Source organism: Leptospira congkakensis (genome assembly GCF_004770265.1).
Lineage (GTDB): Bacteria > Spirochaetota > Leptospiria > Leptospirales > Leptospiraceae > Leptospira_A > Leptospira_A congkakensis.
The window spans coordinates 770,917-788,515 of sequence record NZ_RQGQ01000017.1; the positions used below are offsets into that span (position 1 = coordinate 770,917).

General features: G+C 37.3%; 17 protein-coding genes. 6 read left to right on the forward strand and 11 right to left on the reverse strand.

The features are described from left to right. Positions 1-18 precede the first annotated feature (18 nt). Together EHQ70_RS17180 and EHQ70_RS17185 are read right to left on the reverse strand one after the other, a co-directional pair. Positions 19-993, reverse strand: coding sequence for an SRPBCC family protein (locus EHQ70_RS17180; protein ID WP_135588440.1), 975 nt, complete (start codon positions 991-993; stop codon positions 19-21). Between the two features lies 1 nt (position 994). After that, positions 995-1,348 (reverse strand): ArsR/SmtB family transcription factor, encoded by a 354-nt coding sequence (locus EHQ70_RS17185; protein WP_135588441.1) that lies wholly within the window; start codon positions 1,346-1,348, stop codon positions 995-997. 517 nt (positions 1,349-1,865) lie between these two features. Here EHQ70_RS17185 and EHQ70_RS17190 point away from each other — a divergent pair. The 3 genes from EHQ70_RS17190 (at position 1,866) to EHQ70_RS17200 (ending at position 5,189) form a co-directional block, all read left to right on the forward strand. Further along, positions 1,866-2,810 (forward strand): hypothetical protein, encoded by a 945-nt coding sequence (locus tag EHQ70_RS17190; protein WP_135588442.1) that lies wholly within the window; start codon positions 1,866-1,868, stop codon positions 2,808-2,810. 918 nt (positions 2,811-3,728) lie between these two features. Beyond that, positions 3,729-4,406 carry a hypothetical protein gene (locus EHQ70_RS17195; protein ID WP_135588443.1) on the forward strand — a complete coding sequence of 226 codons (678 nt, stop codon included), beginning with the start codon at positions 3,729-3,731 and terminating at the stop codon, positions 4,404-4,406. A 240-nt stretch (positions 4,407-4,646) separates the two neighbouring features. Beyond that, entirely contained in the window at positions 4,647-5,189 is a 543-nt protein-coding gene (locus tag EHQ70_RS17200; protein WP_135588444.1) for a dihydrofolate reductase family protein, read from the forward strand. A 121-nt stretch (positions 5,190-5,310) separates the two neighbouring features. Here the strand turns inward: EHQ70_RS17200 and EHQ70_RS17205 are convergent, their stop codons facing one another. From EHQ70_RS17205 to gcvT, 4 genes are read right to left on the reverse strand one after another with little or no spacing between them, the layout of a single operon-like run. Beyond that, complete coding sequence (locus tag EHQ70_RS17205) at positions 5,311-5,646, reverse strand: (2Fe-2S) ferredoxin domain-containing protein (protein ID WP_135588445.1); 336 nt, start codon at positions 5,644-5,646, stop codon at positions 5,311-5,313. 23 nt (positions 5,647-5,669) lie between these two features. Further along, entirely contained in the window at positions 5,670-8,582 is a 2,913-nt protein-coding gene (gcvP, locus tag EHQ70_RS17210; protein ID WP_135588446.1) for an aminomethyl-transferring glycine dehydrogenase, read from the reverse strand. Positions 8,583-8,598: 16 nt separating this feature from the next. After that, positions 8,599-8,991 carry a glycine cleavage system protein GcvH gene (gcvH, locus tag EHQ70_RS17215; RefSeq protein WP_135579631.1) on the reverse strand — a complete coding sequence of 131 codons (393 nt, stop codon included), beginning with the start codon at positions 8,989-8,991 and terminating at the stop codon, positions 8,599-8,601. Between the two features lie 30 nt (positions 8,992-9,021). After that, entirely contained in the window at positions 9,022-10,164 is a 1,143-nt protein-coding gene (gene gcvT, locus EHQ70_RS17220; protein ID WP_135588447.1) for a glycine cleavage system aminomethyltransferase GcvT, read from the reverse strand. Between the two features lie 47 nt (positions 10,165-10,211). Here gcvT and EHQ70_RS17225 point away from each other — a divergent pair, with 47 nt between their 5' ends. After that, positions 10,212-11,231 carry a synaptic vesicle VAT-1 family membrane protein gene (locus EHQ70_RS17225; protein WP_135588448.1) on the forward strand — a complete coding sequence of 340 codons (1,020 nt, stop codon included), beginning with the start codon at positions 10,212-10,214 and terminating at the stop codon, positions 11,229-11,231. A gap of 333 nt (positions 11,232-11,564) precedes the next feature. On the opposite strand, the gene EHQ70_RS17230 is transcribed toward EHQ70_RS17225, so the two are convergent. From EHQ70_RS17230 to EHQ70_RS17240, 3 genes are all read right to left on the reverse strand, one after another. After that, positions 11,565-12,146 (reverse strand): hypothetical protein, encoded by a 582-nt coding sequence (locus tag EHQ70_RS17230; protein ID WP_135588449.1) that lies wholly within the window; start codon positions 12,144-12,146, stop codon positions 11,565-11,567. Positions 12,147-12,213: 67 nt separating this feature from the next. Beyond that, a complete protein-coding gene (locus tag EHQ70_RS17235; protein WP_135588450.1) occupies positions 12,214-13,356 on the reverse strand; it encodes a suppressor of fused domain protein in 1,143 nt (380 codons plus the stop codon). Further along, positions 13,356-13,592: a hypothetical protein gene (locus EHQ70_RS17240; RefSeq protein ID WP_135588451.1), complete on the reverse strand. Its 237-nt coding sequence runs from the start codon at positions 13,590-13,592 to the stop codon at positions 13,356-13,358. Before EHQ70_RS17240 ends, EHQ70_RS17235 begins: the two co-directional genes overlap by 1 nt. Positions 13,593-13,740: 148 nt before the next feature. Between EHQ70_RS17240 and EHQ70_RS17245 the strand changes: the two genes are divergently transcribed. Further along, the gene (locus EHQ70_RS17245) at positions 13,741-14,346 is read left to right on the forward strand and encodes an alpha-ketoglutarate-dependent dioxygenase AlkB family protein (protein WP_135588452.1); all 606 of its coding nucleotides are present in this window, start codon (positions 13,741-13,743) and stop codon (positions 14,344-14,346) included. On the opposite strand, the gene EHQ70_RS17250 is transcribed toward EHQ70_RS17245, so the two are convergent. After that, positions 14,328-14,927: a DUF4269 domain-containing protein gene (locus EHQ70_RS17250; protein ID WP_135588453.1), complete on the reverse strand. Its 600-nt coding sequence runs from the start codon at positions 14,925-14,927 to the stop codon at positions 14,328-14,330. The two genes, EHQ70_RS17245 and EHQ70_RS17250, sit on opposite strands and share 19 nt — an antisense overlap. A 191-nt stretch (positions 14,928-15,118) precedes the next feature. Next, complete coding sequence (locus EHQ70_RS17255; protein WP_135588454.1) at positions 15,119-16,171, reverse strand: SDR family oxidoreductase; 1,053 nt, start codon at positions 16,169-16,171, stop codon at positions 15,119-15,121. Positions 16,172-16,491: 320 nt separating this feature from the next. Between EHQ70_RS17255 and EHQ70_RS17260 the strand changes: the two genes are divergently transcribed. Beyond that, positions 16,492-17,523, forward strand: coding sequence for an MBL fold metallo-hydrolase (locus tag EHQ70_RS17260; RefSeq protein ID WP_244288388.1), 1,032 nt, complete (start codon positions 16,492-16,494; stop codon positions 17,521-17,523). The last annotated feature ends 76 nt before the right edge of the window (positions 17,524-17,599 follow it).

Below are 17,599 nucleotides of genomic sequence, written 5' to 3' on the forward strand. Positions count from 1 at the left end.
TTATATGTGGTCACGAGTTTATATACTTTCTTTTTGGCTAAGGTATTGATTGAGTCTCGAAAGAGTTTGTTTGCCACCTTCAATAGCACCAATTCCTAATTTTGTATTTCGAACGTTTGTATCAGAAAAGGTCATTTGCATCTTGATGACGGTTTTATTTGTATCGAGGGCAATTAGATATACCTTCACTAAAAAATCATCTTTTTTATTTGCATCACCAGATCCATGTGTGTACTCCATGTAATCGAAATTCCTAATTTCTTTGTATTCGATTACATTGGGATAATTTGTACCATCTGGCCCGAGCATATTAAAAATCCATTTTCCACCAATGCGAAATTCTTTTGTTTGTGTAGTGGTTTTAAATCCGTTAGGTCCCCACCATTGTCCAATGGACTCTGAATCTGCAAATGCGTTGAAAATTAATTCCTGCGGATGATTTAAGATTTTTTCTATATAAATTTCATTGGATTTAGGAAGTGCATTTTCTTCTAGTTTTTCGAAACTATCTGACCAACCTTCTTTCATTCCCGATTTTGCAAAACCATCGCGAATTTGGTTGTTTGCAAATTCAGTAAGAAGAATGACTTTTGTTTTGCCATCGGTTTCTTCAAATAAAACTCTCAGTTTTGAATTTAAGAGTTCGCGACTTCCAATAGGCCCTGTTAATTTTTGGATTTCATCCACCCATTCATCTGGATGTTCATCAACTAAATCACTGATAACAAAACTTTGGAAGGGAGTGATTTCTAAAAATTTTCCAATAATAGGATAATCTACACCATCAGGAGATCGCATAACAATTCTATACGATCCGCCCACCTTAAAATCAAATTCGACGGTAGGATTTGTGAATCCTTTTGGACCCCACCATTTTGAAATGTGTAAAGGGTTTGTCCAAACTTCCCAAACTAATTGGATTGGAGCATCAAACAATCGTTCGATACGAACTGTCTTTTCTTCTAATGTAAGAATTGATTCTGATTTAAACATTTTAATTTTTCCCTTTTGATTTTTGTAGTTCGATTAAGTAGGCATCCAAACGATCCAATCGTTCTTCCCATAACTTTTTGTATTGTTCCAACCATTCGTTGGCTTCCTTTAGAGCTTCCACCTTCAATCGACAAGGTCGGAATTGAGCAGCCTTGCCTTTCTCGATTAACCCAGCTTTTTCCAGCACCTTTAGGTGTTTTGATATTCCGGGTAAACTCATCTGGAAAGGTTCCGCTAGTTGTATCACTGTGGCCTCTCCCGAGACCAATTGCATGAGGATCTTTCGGCGCGTAGGGTCTGCCAACGCCTGAAAAGTTGCATTTAAAGTTTCTTCAGAATCCAATAATTTAACCATATGGCTAATTAACCTTTTGGTTAAATTAGGAAGAGGGATAGATTTTGTCAAGGGGGATTTGTGGGTTTTTTAGGGGGGGTGGTACAGGATTGGATATTGGTATCCCCGCCCGATTGAGGGTGGGGAACTAGACCCGCCTCCCAATGATTTCCTTTTATCACATCCCTCTCGGTTTCGCGAGCAGAACTTCCCCAACCAAAAAAATTCTCCAGGAAAGTTCGTAGTTTCGAAAAGGAATGCAACTTCAAGATTGAAGCAAAACTAAGCGTTTAGTGTTAGATTTTTGAAAGATATATTCCAATCAACATTAATGAAAAATGCTTGTAAACCCATACAGTATACTTAAACAATTGTTAGGTATTGTATATGGTAATTCTTTAAACTGGAGATATCGATGACAGGAATTATGAATGATTCGAGGGAAGTATACGAATGGAATGTTGTTCTGCCGGTCAGAAAACAATTATGACTACCATAGACATCTAAAAAGAGTTATGCGAAATGGAGACAAATATTTTTGAAAGCAGAATTTGAAATCATTAACTTCCCAATGTTAGAGACTTTTCAGAACGTATTTAACGATGGGGGCATTAAACTTTTTAGTAACTTTTTGAATGAATTCACAACTACACAAAATTGGAGCATCTTCAGTGATTACTATTTCGAAGACAAACGAGAAAGTTTTGTAATAGCAATATCAATAATACCAAACTTTGAAGAGTTAGGACACTTAAGAAAAATCTATTATAAATTATTTAAGAGTGATATCAAGCATACGAGAGACGTATCAATCGAATCATTGAAGAAAATCAAAACTGAAAATATTTTTACGATCTCTATTATTCTACCGAAAATAAAATACTATCCAATGTTGACACATTCTGTTTTTAAAGAAAATATGAAGAAAACATGTAATGATTTAATTAATATTCGGATACCGGATTGGAAAATTCGCCAGCCTCATTTAATGACTGAACATATTTCCTTAGAAAAGAAAATTTATAGACTTTTAACTGAATTAGAAAAAGGGACTAAATTACTAAGTATTTGGAGAATGTGGTTGGTAAGTGTTTTCATAGGCTATGTAATTTCATTACTCGTATCCAATCTTAAGATTAAAAAAATAGGATGGTTTTCCGACCGAGATGCTATAAACGATTTATATAATTACCTTTCAAAAGACTTCGTATCGATTTTCGTTAGTGGCTTGGCTAGAAAAACTGATTTTGAATTAATTATTGGCGATGCACGATGCACGGCAGAAACATGGTTTGATGAAATACTCAGAGTTTCCGATTACATTGCAGGAGCGTTAAGTGATTTTAATTTTGAAAATAGAATTTCATCGAAGGAAAAATTCCAGAAAGTAGTATCTCATTATCTTTCAAATAATGAAAAATCATTAATTTACAGATTTACAGCAAAAAATACAGACTTCCGGTGCATGAGAGTTCAATTTTAATAATTAATTTTTTAATGGTCTCTACTTCGTATAACATCGCGGAAACGGTGCGCTTCGGCACTTACGGCCTCGCTTGGGCTGCGCCACATTCCCTTTCTGTTACTCGCTCGCATACGCAAGTTACGTGCGAGTCCCTAACGTCCCATCGGGACTCAGGGTCAGGGAACTTCGATTAGCCTAGTTCGTTATACGACATTACTTAAATGAAACAAAAGATATACAAACTTACAATAATCCTAGTATCCTTTCTCTTAATAATTTATACTAGTCTATTTATATATACTGTTGGTAACGCTTACTACATAAGAGAAAAAGCATCGGTAATTAATGAATTGAAAATCTCAAAGTCAATACTTTCCGATAAATCATTTAAACCTATTTATATTTTTAAATGTGAATCAAATTCCGTCACTTTACCTTTGGAAGTTTGCGAAAATTTTAAACAAAAATATCCAAAACTATGTTCTCAATCCCACTTTTCGTTTGTTTTAGATCAATATGACTTCTGCGATTCAATAGACTATAAAGGCAAAGTCCAATTTGGGAACGTATCTTGCCCTGAGCACTTATATGATTTGTTTCACAAGAATTATGATAATTCTTTTTTCCTACCATTTGATGAATTTATTCAAGACACAAGTAACATACTTTTCTTAGAATCTTTTTTCGCATTTCATAAAGACTATTCCATTGATTTATTGAGACTTGAAAATGGCCAACTAGAAGTAATTTCGAAGACAAATATCACTATAATTACTAAAAGTGGAAGTCTACTACGCCTAGAGCTACCAAGTGAAGTAAATAAAAGTCTAGAATCTATATTGCAATATTCAAAATTCATAGGATGTGATGTAGTTAAAAACTATGTAAATTAAAGTCACATAATATTCATTATATGAGATTCAAAAAATATTATCTATGGCAAATAAAATGATAAACCAAATAAAATACATTACTTTATTGATCACCACACTTTCGTGTATGACAATTCCAGTTGAAAACTATGAATTAAATTATCTTGATTATGATAAAATTAGCATAAATAAAACGGCAAAAATTCTTATCTTTGAAGACCTTAGAAAAGGTGAAAATAAGGATGATTCAATACTTGCCATGATCCCTTTGGTTTTTTCAGCTGGAGCCAAATTGAATTTTCCTGAGGCAGATACATTAAGTGTTAATTCACCTATCAAATACTATATAGCTGATATTATCAAAAGAGAATTGGCTAACCAATATCAGTTTAAAAAAATTTTTATTTCTGAAAATACTTCCGATAATGAAGATTTCAATATTTTTGGAAAAATTAATACTTATACATGTAATAGGTATAATACTACGTATGGATTGGGACTTTTTGGAGTATTTACGTGGTATTTTGGCGCGCCGATTTTTAAGACAGAGTGTATTATAAATCTAGAAATTTTAATTAAAAATAAATCAGGAGGAGTTATTTTCAATAATAGCTACCTTGAAAATGAGACCAATTATATTGGTTTGTATTACAACCTAACTACCTCCTCAAAAATACATCCTATGTTAATGAAAAAAGTTATGTATAAAATAAATTTAGATTTGAAATCAATCCTTCGTTAGTTTTTAAAAATTCGTTTAATTTGTGCTAACTGTTCAGAAATGCATTCTCTTTCATGCCCTGCCTCAGATTTGGGGAGAACCTACTTCGATTCGTTGGACCGAAGAAGGAAATTAGAAAAGTAGAAAGAAAATGAACTTTACTTTTCTCAATCGAGTTCGGGTTGTTTTACTGGACTGTATTGAACGCTGGTTTTTTGAATTTCTTAAATAAGAGAACTTTATGAAATAGGAAAAGGTAATATGAGAAAAATTATATTAGATCTAGCTGTAACATTAGATGGTTTTATTGAAGGTCCTAATGGAGAAATTGATTGGTGTATCATGGATGATGATATGAACTTTGATGGATTCTTGTCCACAATTGATACAATTTTTTATGGTCGGATAAGTTATGACAACTGGGGTAACTATCAACCGGTAAATGATGCTACTCAAGCAGAAGTTAAACTTTGGGAAGGAGTTCATTCAAAGAAAAAATATGTATTTTCAAATCATCCAAAAATTGATAACAACGCCGAATACATCAGTTCAGATATCCTAAAAAAAGTGGAGGAGATAAAAAAGCAGAATGGAAAAGACATTTGGCTTTACGGAGGTGCCAGTCTTATTAAAACATTTATCAATCATAATCTTATCGATATTTATCGTATTTCAATTCATCCTATTGCATTGGGAAGTGGGAAGCCATTGTTTGAAGATTTAAAGGAAAGACTCAATCTTACCTTGATTGAAACAAACAGATTTAAGTCAGGAGTAGTTCAGGTTATTTACGACAAGGGCTAATGAGTCAGAACATTAATATCAAAAAAACAATCAGTGATGAACTTGAATTTTAAAAATAATAACTTAGTAGGCAGTTTCAGAGATTGGTAGCTAAATTGATTTGGAGTGGTATCTACTTTCTCTATTTTTCTTCCGCCACTGCATCGTCTGCAACGACTAGGTGTTTGTATTTTTCCGGTTGGTTGGTTTTAAGATAAAATTCTAAAATAGTTTCCACATCGGCTTCGGTTTTCATCGCAAACCATTTTCCTTCGGGGTAAGATACTTGGATGGGACCAAGTTCACAACGATCCAAACAACCAGATTTTTGAACTCGGAATTTATATTGAATTCCCGCTTTGGCTGCTTTTTGTTTGAGGAGTTTTAGAAGTTCAATGGAACCTTGGTTTCCACAAGACACCCGTTCTCCGGGTGCCCTTTGGTTTTCGCAGACAAAAACATGTTTTTCGTAAAACATTGGTTTTCTTTTCCTTCAATTTCCTAAACGGCGTAGTCTTCCATGGGAATACAAGAACAAACCAAGTTACGATCTCCGTACACATTGTCCACACGACCTACACTTGGCCAAAACTTACGTGTGCGTAACCAAGGAAGAGGGTAAGCCGCTCGTTCTCTTGGATAAGAATGGTTCCAAGAGTCGCTGATGACCATGTCTGCCGTGTGAGGAGAATTTTTAAGTGGGTTGTCTTCTTTGGAAAGAACTCCCGACTCAATGTCTTTGATTTCTCCGGCAATGGCTAACATAGAGTCAATGAATCTATCGAGTTCTTCTTTCGATTCAGATTCTGTTGGTTCGACCATAAGAGTTCCTGGAACTGGAAAAGACATAGTGGGTGAATGGAATCCAAAGTCGATAAGCCTTTTGGCGATATCTTCTACTTCAACTCCACTTGTTTTTTTGAATCCACGCATATCCAAAATACACTCGTGAGCCACTAGACCCTTGTTCCCACGATACAATACTGGAAATGAAGATTCTAATTTTTTAGCGATATAGTTTGCATTGAGGATTGCGATCTTAGTTGCAAATTGTAATCCTTCAAATCCAAGCATGGCAATGTATGCCCAAGATATTACTATGATCGATGCCGATCCCCAAGGTGCAGCAGATACCGCCCACTGGCTGTTATTCGACCCATTTTCCACAAGGCTATGTCCTGGAAGGAAAGGTGCTAAGTGTTCGGCAACACCGATTGGTCCAACACCTGGCCCACCACCACCGTGAGGGATACAAAAAGTTTTATGAAGGTTTAAATGGCAAACATCAGCACCAATATCACCAGGTCTTGTGAGTCCCACTTGGGCATTCATATTGGCTCCATCCATATAGACTTGCCCACCGTTATCATGTATGGTTTGGCAAATTTCTTTGATGGAAGCTTCGAACACACCATGTGTGGAAGGATAGGTTACCATAAGGGCACCTAAACTACTTTTGTATTCGACTGCTTTTTTCTTAAGATCATCTACATCAATGTTACCATTGGAATCACAATTCACAGGAACCACTTTGAATCCAGCCATCACTGCAGATGCAGGATTGGTTCCGTGTGCCGAGATAGGGATGAGACAAATATCTCTATGCATATCGTTACGACTTTGGTGATAATTACGAATGGCAAGTAAACCTGCATATTCTCCTTGCGAACCAGCGTTAGGTTGAAGAGAAACCTCAGCAAAACCTGTGATTTCACAAAGCCATTTTTCTAATTGGCTAAAAAGTGTTCTATACCCTTCGGTTTGGTTTTCAGGAACAAAAGGATGGATATTGGATAGTTCTGGCCAAGTGACAGGATACATCTCAGTTGATGCATTGAGTTTCATGGTACAGGAACCAAGTGCAATCATAGAAGTTGTCAGTGACAAATCTTTGGATTCCAATCTACGGATGTAACGAAGCATCTCTGTTTCTGTATGGAAACTATTGAAAACTGGATGAGTCAGATAAGATGACTTACGTTCCATGATTTCTGGAATTTTCCATTCTTCTTTGGTCGTTAGATCTTCTAAAGCAAAATGAAGGGATTTGTTTTCGTTAAATATTTCCAAAAGGTCTTTAATGTCTTTTAGATTGGTGGTTTCATCTAAAGAGATACTGATCACATGACCAGAAACCTGTCTAATGTTGATTTCTCGTTCTTCTGCATAGTGTATGATCTCTGCAGAAGAAATTTTAGACAATTCTACACGAATGGTATCAAAATAGGGATTGGAAATGATTTTGTATCCAAGTTTTTCAAGACCAGTGGCAAGGATCGTTGTCATACGATGCACTCGTGATGCAATTTGTTTTAAACCTTTAGGTCCGTGGTAAACGGCATACATAGAAGATAATACAGCAAGTAAAACTTGCGCTGTACAAATGTTAGATGTTGCTTTGTCCCTACGAATGTGTTGTTCTCGTGTTTGAAGGCTTAGGCGGTAACCAGGTTTTCCTTGAGAGTCTTTGGAAACTCCAATGAGACGACCAGGCATGTTTCGTTTGTATTCTTCTTTGGTGGCAAAGTATCCTGCATGTGGTCCACCAAATCCAAGTGGCAATCCAAATCGTTGTGTAGTTCCCACAACAACATCCGCATTCATCTCACCAGGTGCTTTCAAAATAGTAAGTGCTAAAAGATCAGCCGCCACTACTGTTTTTGCTCCCACTTTGTGAAGGCTTTCTATAAATTCACTAAAATCATAAATGGTTCCATCAGTAGATGGGTATTGAACAATCGCTCCAAAAAAATCATTGGAAGGAACCATCTTCTTAAAAGATCCTACAACAATATTAATTCCTAGCGGAATCGCGCGAGTGCGGATCACATCTAAAGTTTGTGGGTGAACAGACTGTGACACAAAGAATGATTTTCCTTGTGTGTCCTCTTTTAAAGAGAATAACATGTTCATGGCTTCTGCCGCTGCTGTCCCTTCATCCAGAAGAGATGCGTTGGCAATTTCCATTCCCGTTAAATCGGTGATCATCGTTTGGAAGTTGATGAGAGCTTCCATTCGACCTTGGGCAATTTCTGCTTGGTACGGAGTGTACGCCGTATACCAGCCTGGATTTTCTAAAATGTTCCTTTGGATCACGGCAGGTGTGATACAAGAGTTGTAACCAAGACCTAAATAAGATCTATAGATTTTGTTTTTAGAAACAATTTTCTTTAGTTCTCTTTGGAGAGCATATTCACCAACAGGAGTAGGTAAGTTGAGTTCCTTTCGCAAACGAATGTTTTCCGGAACCGCATCATTAATGAGATCATCCAAAGCCTTATAACCAATTGTGTTGAGCATTGAAGAAACTGTTTCTTCTGTCACACCGACATGGCGACGGAGGAAGGTATCACTTGGCTCTAATGTTTCTTCGTAAGGGGAATGGATCGGTAATGTAGGTTTTGCGGAACTCACTTTAGAAAAACTCCTATTAATCTAGTTTAGATACGTATTCTTTGTACTGCGCTGCTGTTAAAAGACTTCCGAGTTCGGAAGTTTGGATGTTTTTTAATTTTACCATCCAAGTATCAAAAGGTTCTGCATTCACTGCTGCTGGATTAGAACCGAGAGCGGAATTTGTTTCCACAACTTCACCAGAAATCGGTGAATACAAATCTTCAGCTGCTTTTACTGATTCAATGGTTCCAAGGCTGTCTTTTGCTTTGATTTGTTTTCCTGGTTTAGGAAGGTCAATAAACACAATGTCACCAAGTGCATTTTGTGCAAAGTCAGTGATTCCAATTTGTGCCACATCACCTTCTACTTTGACCCATTCATGTTTTTCCGTATAATAATATCCGTCTCTTGCTTGTGTATCTGCCATGATTTTTCCTCTTCGATGCGACTCTTTCGTTTAACGATTGTTTCGGACACTGCCTTGGATGAAGGCACCAGTCTCTACTTTTGCCAATTTCTTCTGCCCACGAATCTCCACAAATACTTCCACTTGGTTTTTGGCGAATTCGGTGTCTAGAATGGCTAATCCTAGGGATTCTTTCCGGCTGGGAGAATGGGTTCCCGAGGTAGATTTGCCAATTTCTTTCCCATCACCAGAGAAAATTGGGAAATTTTCACGTAAAACCCCAGGTTCCATCAGGCGAATGCCCACAACTTTGCGTTTGGGACCATTCTTTTTATCTGCAATGATCCGCGCGTACCCTAAGTAAGGTGAGGGTTTTTCTTTGACAATAAAGTTGATTCCCGATTCTACAGGAGTCCATTCTGCATTCAGTTCATGGCCATACAGCGGGTATTTTGCTTCAAGTCTTAGTGTGTCACGAGCGCCAAGACCTACGGGAACCAAACCAAAATCTTTCCCAATTTCTAATAAATCTTTCCAAATGTTGACACCGAGAGTGTTGGATGTATAAATCTCAAATCCATCCTCACCCGTATAACCTGTACGAGATACGATGATGGTTTCACCTTTCCAATTCATTTCTTCAAAATGATAATAGAGGATGGAACTTAAGTCCTTACCAAGATATTTGGAAAATATTTCATCTGCTTTTGGGCCTTGTAATGCAATTTGATGCCAGTTTTTACTATCATCAACAACAGAAACGTTCCCTTTTTTATATGTTTCTAAATGTTTTGTTACGGCAGGGTTGTTGGATGCATTGGAACAAATCATATATTTTGAATCACTGAATTTATAAACAGTGATATCATCCACAAGCCCACCATCTTCATTCACCACTGCATTGTACTGCACTTGGCCAACTTTCATCCCAGTGATGGTGTTACAAGTGACTGATTCTAAGAAAGAAAGAACATCGACCTCATTTCCTGTGACAAAAATTTCTCCCATATGGGAAACATCAAATAGTCCCGCAGCCGATCTTGTGGCTAAATGTTCTTGGATGATCCCCGTATATTGCACGGGCATGTCCCAACCGCCAAAAGGAACCATCTTAGCTCCCATTTCTTTATGGATTGTATGTAAAGGTGTTTGTTTTAGTTCCACGGCACTCTCTCGTTCAGACTCTGGAACCATGGAAAAATGGTTTCATCGTTATGGAATAGAATTTTTTTTAAGATAATATGTTAAGAGAAGTCTATCGCATCGAAAAAACGGGATCTATCGATCAACTGCAAAGAAAATCAGAATCACTCAATGAACCGGAAGGTGATGAAGTTACCGTTGAAGTGAAAGCCATTGGTCTCAACTTTGCCGATGTATTTTCGATTTATGGTTTGTACTCAGCAACTCCAAAGGGAAGTTTCATTCCTGGATTGGAATTTGCAGGAAAAATCGCAAAAATAGGCCCAAATGTTAAGGATTTTAAAGTCGGCGACTCTGTGTTTGGTGTGACTCGCTTCGGTGCTTATGCAACTCATCTTAACATTTCAGAAAAAACAGTTTTTGCACTTCCGAAGGGTTGGTCGATGGAAGATGGTGCCGCATTTGTTGTACAAGCACTCACTGCGTACTATGCACTCGTTCCACTAGGACAAGTGAAAGAAGGAGATCATGTTCTCATTCATAGTGCTGCAGGTGGTGTTGGAATCATGGCAGGTCACATTGCGAAGAAAAAAAAAGCAATCCCGATCGGTCTTGTAGGTGATTCCGTTAAGTTTTCGATCTTAAAAGAGGTTGGTTATGATTATTTTCTCATTAGATCTCCTAAGTTTAAACAAGAGATGAGGAAAATTTTATCAGAACATCCGTTAAAAATAGTTTTAGAATGTTTAGGTGGTCGTTATTTTCAGGACAGTTATGATCTCTTAGCACCAATGGGAAGGCTTGTTACCTATGGTAGTGCGAACTTCACACCATCACATTCATACCGAAATTGGATATCAATCGCCTATTCTTACCTCAGAAGACCAAAAATTGATCCATTATCCATGATTTCAGACAATAAATCGGTGATGGGATTCAATTTAATATGGTTGTGGAATGAAATTGATGAATTAAGAAAACATTTTTCCGATTTAATGATCTTATCACTACCAAAACAAACGATTGGGCATGAGTTTACGTTTGATTCGATACACGATGCACTCCGTACATTTCAATCGGGACAAACAATTGGTAAGATTGTTATCAAAGTTCCGTAGAATGTGTATTAGTCTGTTTTTTTATTTTGAATAAAAATTCATGCAAAAAATAAAATTTCTTTACATTAAAATTGATATGATTTAATTATGTCGTATCAATTCACTCTCTGTTTGCCAAGGACAGCCGTGTTTTGAAATCAAAAGATAAGGACGATCACAATGGTTGCTAAAAAGAAAGCCGCAAAAAAGAAAGCCGCTAAGAAAAAAGCTGCAAAGAAAAAATCTAAGAAATAACTTAGATTCGATTCTTCCTTCGAAACTCTCGAAGTAAGATTGTGTGAACCCGCAAAACCTGCGGGTTTTTTCTTTTATAGAGCTTCGTTTGAGAAAAAACTAAGCAATCGCCCGCGTAAAACCTCTTCTACTCATCGAAAACCCCGATTTTTTATCTAAATTAGCTCTTTCCATACCAATAAATTGGAAATGATCCTTCTTATTGATCGAATCAAAGAGTGCTTTCATCAGTGATTCGATGTTAGGATGCACTACGTTTTTATAACTTTTACGTGAATGATCCTTTCCCCAGATCTCTAAATGGTCCGTGTCAGGCATTTTGAGGATGAGAGAAGGGAGATCGTAACGTTTCATTAGCACATTGCAAACGTCTTCAAATCCATACTCAGTGATGGAATTAAAATCAAAAAATACGAGTAAGTAGAGGATGTTGGTTGGTTCGAGTCTTCCATTTTCATCAGAAATTTTCTGAATTCCATCCAAAACAACATAACGAAGATTCTTGGTTTGGATCCAAAGTTTTTGATCTTCGTGGCGTTTGAGGTTCACTTCTTCCGAAAACCGTTTTTGAAATACGGTAGAGAGGAAAAATCCGGAAGAATCTTGTTTTTCTTCGAGGATTCGTTCTAAAGAAAAGGGTTCAAACTCTAAATTGAAGTACTTTGTATACGTCTCTGCCATATCACTTAGAGTAACGGACAGATTTTAGAGTTTGAATCGGATTTTTTTACAATTAAAATCTACAAAATTAGAATTCTAACATCCTGCGTTCGCTGTCGTGATAGAAACTATATCCTTCCTTCTTCCAAGTTTCCCAAAATTTAGCAGAACCTTCTCGCATAAAACAAATTCGTTCTTCCGTTGCGATAGGAGTTAATAAGAGAAAATTTGCGCGTTTGCCATTCTCTGTGAGTAGTCCGTGAAGATTTGGCAGTAATTCCTTGGAACCCTGCTCTATTTCCTCTGTGACGTTACGTAGAACGAACCAATTGAAGTCTAGATAGAGTTGATCGGGATCTTTTCTTGGATTTTGAATTGTATGAGAGTGACCAAACCAAATTCCTGTGTTCCAAGGAAATTTTACCATCTCGCCGAGTACATGTTGGATCCATGTTTCTGATTTATCTTCTGTATCTTTTAACAGTTGGATGGCAAAAACAAGTTCGATCCGAGAAAAGTTTTCATATTCTTTGTGATAGAGTTCAATCGAAGGTTGGTTTTGAACACTCATCCCAATGGTAGAGAAGATTTTAATCCCAGGAAATTCTTTTGGTAAAAAAGAAGCGATTCCAAGTGAAGGATACTTTCCTCCATCAGCAGACCAATACTTTTCATGTTTCCCAAGTTTTGATTCTAAAAAATCCAATCGAAGTTTTTGTGCTTTCTTCCAATGATCTTTTTCCGCAACAGATTCCCAAAATTTACGATTGGTTCTGACTCGTTCAGCAATCACTCCATTTTCTGGATCACCAAGGGGAGATGCAGTAGGTGCTTCTTCTTTTGCAAACTTTGCGTATCCATGAATCCCTTTGATCCCTGACCAAGAAGGAAGATAAGCTTGTAGTTCTTCATCAACAAATAAGGCAACACCGTCACCTTCTTCCGACCAAATAAAATGGATTTGGTCTTCTGTAAGAGAAGTTTGTGCATTTGGATCTGTGATTTCCGATTTGGTCAACACGGGCGCAAGACCCGCATCAAAATCTTCATCCACTCGTGAATCCGGGGCTTCAATTAAGTTTCGCACCCAAAGTGTTTTCATCGGCCACTCAGGGTTGTTATGTGATTGTAAGTAAAGGTAAATGGTTCTTCCATCATCTTCTAAAAATGCAGTAAAAGAACCGTAGGGATTTGCTTCTTGGTATAAAACTTTAGGGGTACTGGGATTCATTAAAATTTATGGGGAACAACTCTCTCTTTGAATTTTGCTAGTAGTTTCGAAATGGTTTCATCCATTCCTTCTTCAAAATAAATATCTGGATAATAACCAGAGGCATTTCTTAGACCGATGAGTTCGGGTTCATTCCACTTTCGGTATCCTTTCAGTGAGTTCCAGACTTCTTCCGAAGGAGAATTGTTTTCCTTTTTAGCGTCGATGAAAGATTGAATCGTGCGAGTTGGGGTCATACGAGTATAGATTCTTTGGTCTCCAAGGGAAACCAACTAAAATTTTAGACTGTTTCGACAGTGGGTGTCAATTTTCATTGGATTTCTTTGGTAAGTGGGTGAAAAATTACAGTGACTTACTTTTTTCAGGCGACCCTTTTCGAAATCCATGCACTTATTCCACAGAACTGAATCCGAAAATCTTTTACCTTATGACGGGGTTTTGTTGTACATCCCAGATTTTATCCCCAGGGAGGAAGCAGATCAGTTTTTCCTCTCTCTTCTGGACGGAATCGACTGGAAACAAGATGAGGCCATCTTGTATGGAAAACACATTACCACCAAACGAAGTGTGGCTTGGTATGCGGAAAAAGGTTTTTCTTACCGGTATTCGGGAACCACAAAAACGGCACTTCCTTGGTCTCCATTCCTTTTGGAATTAAAAACCAAAGTGGAGTTGGTCTCTAAAGAAAAATTCAATTCTTGTTTACTCAATTTATACCATGATGGAAGCGAAGGGATGGCTTGGCATAGCGATGATGAAACATCTTTACGTCCCAATTCAACAATTGCATCAGTAAGTTTTGGAGCCGAACGTATCTTTCGTTACAAACATAAAAAAACAGAAGAGAAAGTAGAGTTGCAGTTAGAACACGGGAGTTTGCTTTTAATGAAAGATGTCATCCAAAGGCATTGGTTGCATTCTCTTCCTAAGGCGATGAAGGTCAAACGACCAAGGATCAATTTAACCTTTCGTCAGTTCGGAATGGTTTGAAACCCTCGTTTCAAAAGTAATTCTTGAAACTGTTCATCCGATTTTTGATTCCATAAAACTAATGTTTTATACGGATCTCCCTTTAGATCCAAAATTTGACAAAACGCAGGTTCTGTTTTGATTCCTTGTTTTTTTAGATTACGAATTTCATCTCGAAAGGATGGATCCGCTAATTTTAAAAATCGATTTTCTACCATCATATGAATCCAAGCATATTGATCTGTTGGTTCCACCGATTGTCCAAAGATTTCATATTGAAATTTTTTAGTTTCAAATCGACAAATTAGAGTTACGCGAAGGGCCATTGTTTTTTCAGAAAAACTATAATTTGGTAAATTGCGAAACTTTGCATAACAAATCTTTTGTAAATGCGCCGGGATATTGAATTTTACTAAGAGATCCACATCGCTAGAATCTGTATCGATATCCAAGGGAATGGTGCCAGCCAATGTAGGTTTGAAACCATGTAAAGATTTTAGAATTTTCCATTTTTCTAAATCAATTGCCAATTCCTGTTGTTTTGGAGTACCGAACTGTAAGTAGTCTGTACCAAGAAACGGATTGGTTTGGAGAGATTGCATATTATGTCTCGTGCGCTCGGTCTCGACCCCCACCCTGAATGGGTGGTGGAGGTGGGCTTGTGGGTGTTATTCCCGGCCCAACTCCTACCATAAAATCGAACCCTTGTCTCCTGGGAACTGAATCTCTGCAAAAATTTTAAAGAAAACTTCGCAGTTTCACTAGTTTTCCAATCAGGTTCGTTTGAACCAAATCACAACAATCCAGAACTTTCCATTTGATTGACATGATCCATAAATGTATCTTTTAACGGGCGATAGGTGAGTCCTAGATCCGTTTTGCTAAATTCATTATTTAAGTTTAACGGTTGGCCAATATTATTTTTTGTATAACCCCAAGATAATCCAAAAAAAGGACCAATCACATATACAAGTGCCTTTGGAAGAGTCCCCGTTGGAACGGAATATTTGTTTCCAAAATTTTCTTTAATGATTTTTGCAACACCTAACATCGGTATTACTTCTGCGGAAGTGATATGTCTTCCCTTTGCACTTGGAGTAAATCCTGCTAAGATATGTGCCTTTGCAACATCTCTAACATCAACAAATCCCATTTTTGTATCCGGGACACCAGTGCGGAAAACTCCCTTTAACATATTTTTCATAAACTCAACGCTAGTTCCATCCATACGTTTGGAAAGCGAAGGTCCCATCACAAATGATGGATTGATCACAACTAAATCCCAACGAGATTGTTTTTTCTGAATTTCCCAAGCTTCTTTTTCAGCTAAAGTTTTGGAATAAGCATAAGGTTGGTGGTTGAGATTACTGGTAATGTTCCAATGATCTTCCGTAAACGTCTGGTTCGGAACTTGTAAAGAATCAATATTGTCCCCATGAATCGCTGCCACACTCGAAGTTAAAACAACTCGTTTAACGGAAGGTATACGATTACAAGATTCAAGAACATTCCTGGTTCCTTTTAAAGCAGGATCAATCAATTGTTTTTGTGCATCTTTGACACCGGCAACAAAAAATGGGGAAGCCGTATGGATCACAAGTTCGGCGCCTTCAATGGTTTTGTCAAAACTTCCATCCAATAGAAGATCCGCCTCGAACAAATTCAAATGATCCGGATACTTTTCATTTAACTCTAATAAATGGCCAATTTTAGAAATATCTTTGAGACTGCGAACCGTCGCCCTCACTTTCTTTCCATCTTCTAACAAATATTTAACGATCCAAGACGCAATGTATCCTGAACCTCCAGTGACAACAACGGGTAATTCTGAATTAATAGATTTCATATTGAGTTTTAGACTAAGTTCCAACCTATGTTGCAAACAAATCCAAAAGAATCTGTCAAAACAGAAATCAAATCTCCAACCATCCCTACAAAAACAAAAATTAAATCCTTCTGAATCTATCATTCTATTTCTGTTCTTTTTTGGGCGAAGCCCTGTGGGCCCGGGCTTTTTCGGAGTCCGCGTTCGCTCCCGTCTCTGGTTTGCGCACATTGTGCACACCCAGAGACCAAGTCCTACAAATCCCTTTCGCTAAAATCGAATCTTTTATAAAACTATAAATGGTTTGCCACCATTGTTTCTTTGGATTAGGTTTGGTGGTTATGACAGAGAAAACCAAACTTCTTAAAAAACAAAATCTTTCCTTAGTCCTTCTCTATGTTTCCTTCATTTTCTTTTTTTCCCATTGTGCCCTTCGTTCTTCTGGAAATCTAAACCATTACGATACCTATTTCCCACATGAAAGTAAATCAAACCTCATACCGAAAGGAAAAGTGCGAGTCACTTTCCTTGGAACCTCCTCCATATTGTTAGATGATGGAGAAACACAAATTTTAACAGATGGATTTTTTTCAAGACCATCAATATGGAAAACTGCATTTTCCAAAATAGAATCTAATCCAATCATCGTTTCTTCAGTCATCGAAAGGGCAAATATCAACCGATTGGGAGCCATATTTGTTTGCCATTCACATTATGATCATGTAATGGATTCTCCACTTGTCGCCAAACATACAAAGGCGAAGTTATTTGGTTCTTCTTCTACTCTCAATGTAGGAACAGGCGCCGGGCTTACTAGTGAACAAATGCAAAAGTTTGTACCAGGTAAACCGATTACAATCGGAAAGTTTACCATCACTGTTTTGGAATCCAAACACACTCCTCCTTTTCGTATCCTTGGGAAAACAAATGCAACAGATCCCAACCATCCAAACATTGAAACACCTCTCGTCCAACCCGTAAAAGCTTTGGACTTTATCGAAGGAGGTACTTTTGATTTTTTCATCCAACATGGGAAAAATAAAATTTTGATTAAAAGTAGTACAAACTTTGTAGAGGGAGCACTGGACAAACTGCAGGCCGATGTTTTGTTTTTAGGAATTGCTCAACTTTCCCTACAACCCACTGCCTTTCAAGATGAGTATTACAAACAGACAGTGCAGACTTTAAAACCCAAACTACTCATACCCATTCATTGGGATAATTTTTTCAAACCGCTTTCAGAACCATTAGAACCCAATCTGAAACTTGGGGATGATTTTGATGGAAATATGAAATATATTTTAAATAGAACGGAAAAAGAAAAGATAGAGGTAAAGTTATTACAAGGTTTTGAAACTATCGATTTGTTTTAGAGAAATTACTGGAAACCTGTTCGAATCCTATCGATCTCGTTTTTTTAGTAGCGGGAAGAGGGGTTCTTCTTTTCAA

Coding starts and splice junctions, on each gene's coding strand:
- EHQ70_RS17185 (WP_135588441.1), bottom strand. CDS start 1,348: ATGGTTAAATTATTGGATTCTGAAGAAACTTTAAATGCAACTTTTCAG.
- gcvT (WP_135588447.1), bottom strand. CDS start 10,164: ATGGTTCCAGAGTCTGAACGAGAGAGTGCCGTGGAACTAAAACAAACA.
- EHQ70_RS17250 (WP_135588453.1), bottom strand. CDS start 14,927: ATGCAATCTCTCCAAACCAATCCGTTTCTTGGTACAGACTACTTACAG.
- EHQ70_RS17240 (WP_135588451.1), bottom strand. CDS start 13,592: ATGACCCCAACTCGCACGATTCAATCTTTCATCGACGCTAAAAAGGAA.
- EHQ70_RS17260 (WP_244288388.1), top strand. CDS start 16,492: ATGACAGAGAAAACCAAACTTCTTAAAAAACAAAATCTTTCCTTAGTC.
- EHQ70_RS17200 (WP_135588444.1), top strand. CDS start 4,647: ATGAGAAAAATTATATTAGATCTAGCTGTAACATTAGATGGTTTTATT.
- EHQ70_RS17180 (WP_135588440.1), bottom strand. CDS start 993: ATGTTTAAATCAGAATCAATTCTTACATTAGAAGAAAAGACAGTTCGT.
- EHQ70_RS17235 (WP_135588450.1), bottom strand. CDS start 13,356: ATGAATCCCAGTACCCCTAAAGTTTTATACCAAGAAGCAAATCCCTAC.
- EHQ70_RS17195 (WP_135588443.1), top strand. CDS start 3,729: ATGGCAAATAAAATGATAAACCAAATAAAATACATTACTTTATTGATC.
- EHQ70_RS17245 (WP_135588452.1), top strand. CDS start 13,741: ATGCACTTATTCCACAGAACTGAATCCGAAAATCTTTTACCTTATGAC.
- EHQ70_RS17205 (WP_135588445.1), bottom strand. CDS start 5,646: ATGTTTTACGAAAAACATGTTTTTGTCTGCGAAAACCAAAGGGCACCC.
- EHQ70_RS17255 (WP_135588454.1), bottom strand. CDS start 16,171: ATGAAATCTATTAATTCAGAATTACCCGTTGTTGTCACTGGAGGTTCA.
- EHQ70_RS17230 (WP_135588449.1), bottom strand. CDS start 12,146: ATGGCAGAGACGTATACAAAGTACTTCAATTTAGAGTTTGAACCCTTT.
- gcvH (WP_135579631.1), bottom strand. CDS start 8,991: ATGGCAGATACACAAGCAAGAGACGGATATTATTATACGGAAAAACAT.
- EHQ70_RS17225 (WP_135588448.1), top strand. CDS start 10,212: ATGTTAAGAGAAGTCTATCGCATCGAAAAAACGGGATCTATCGATCAA.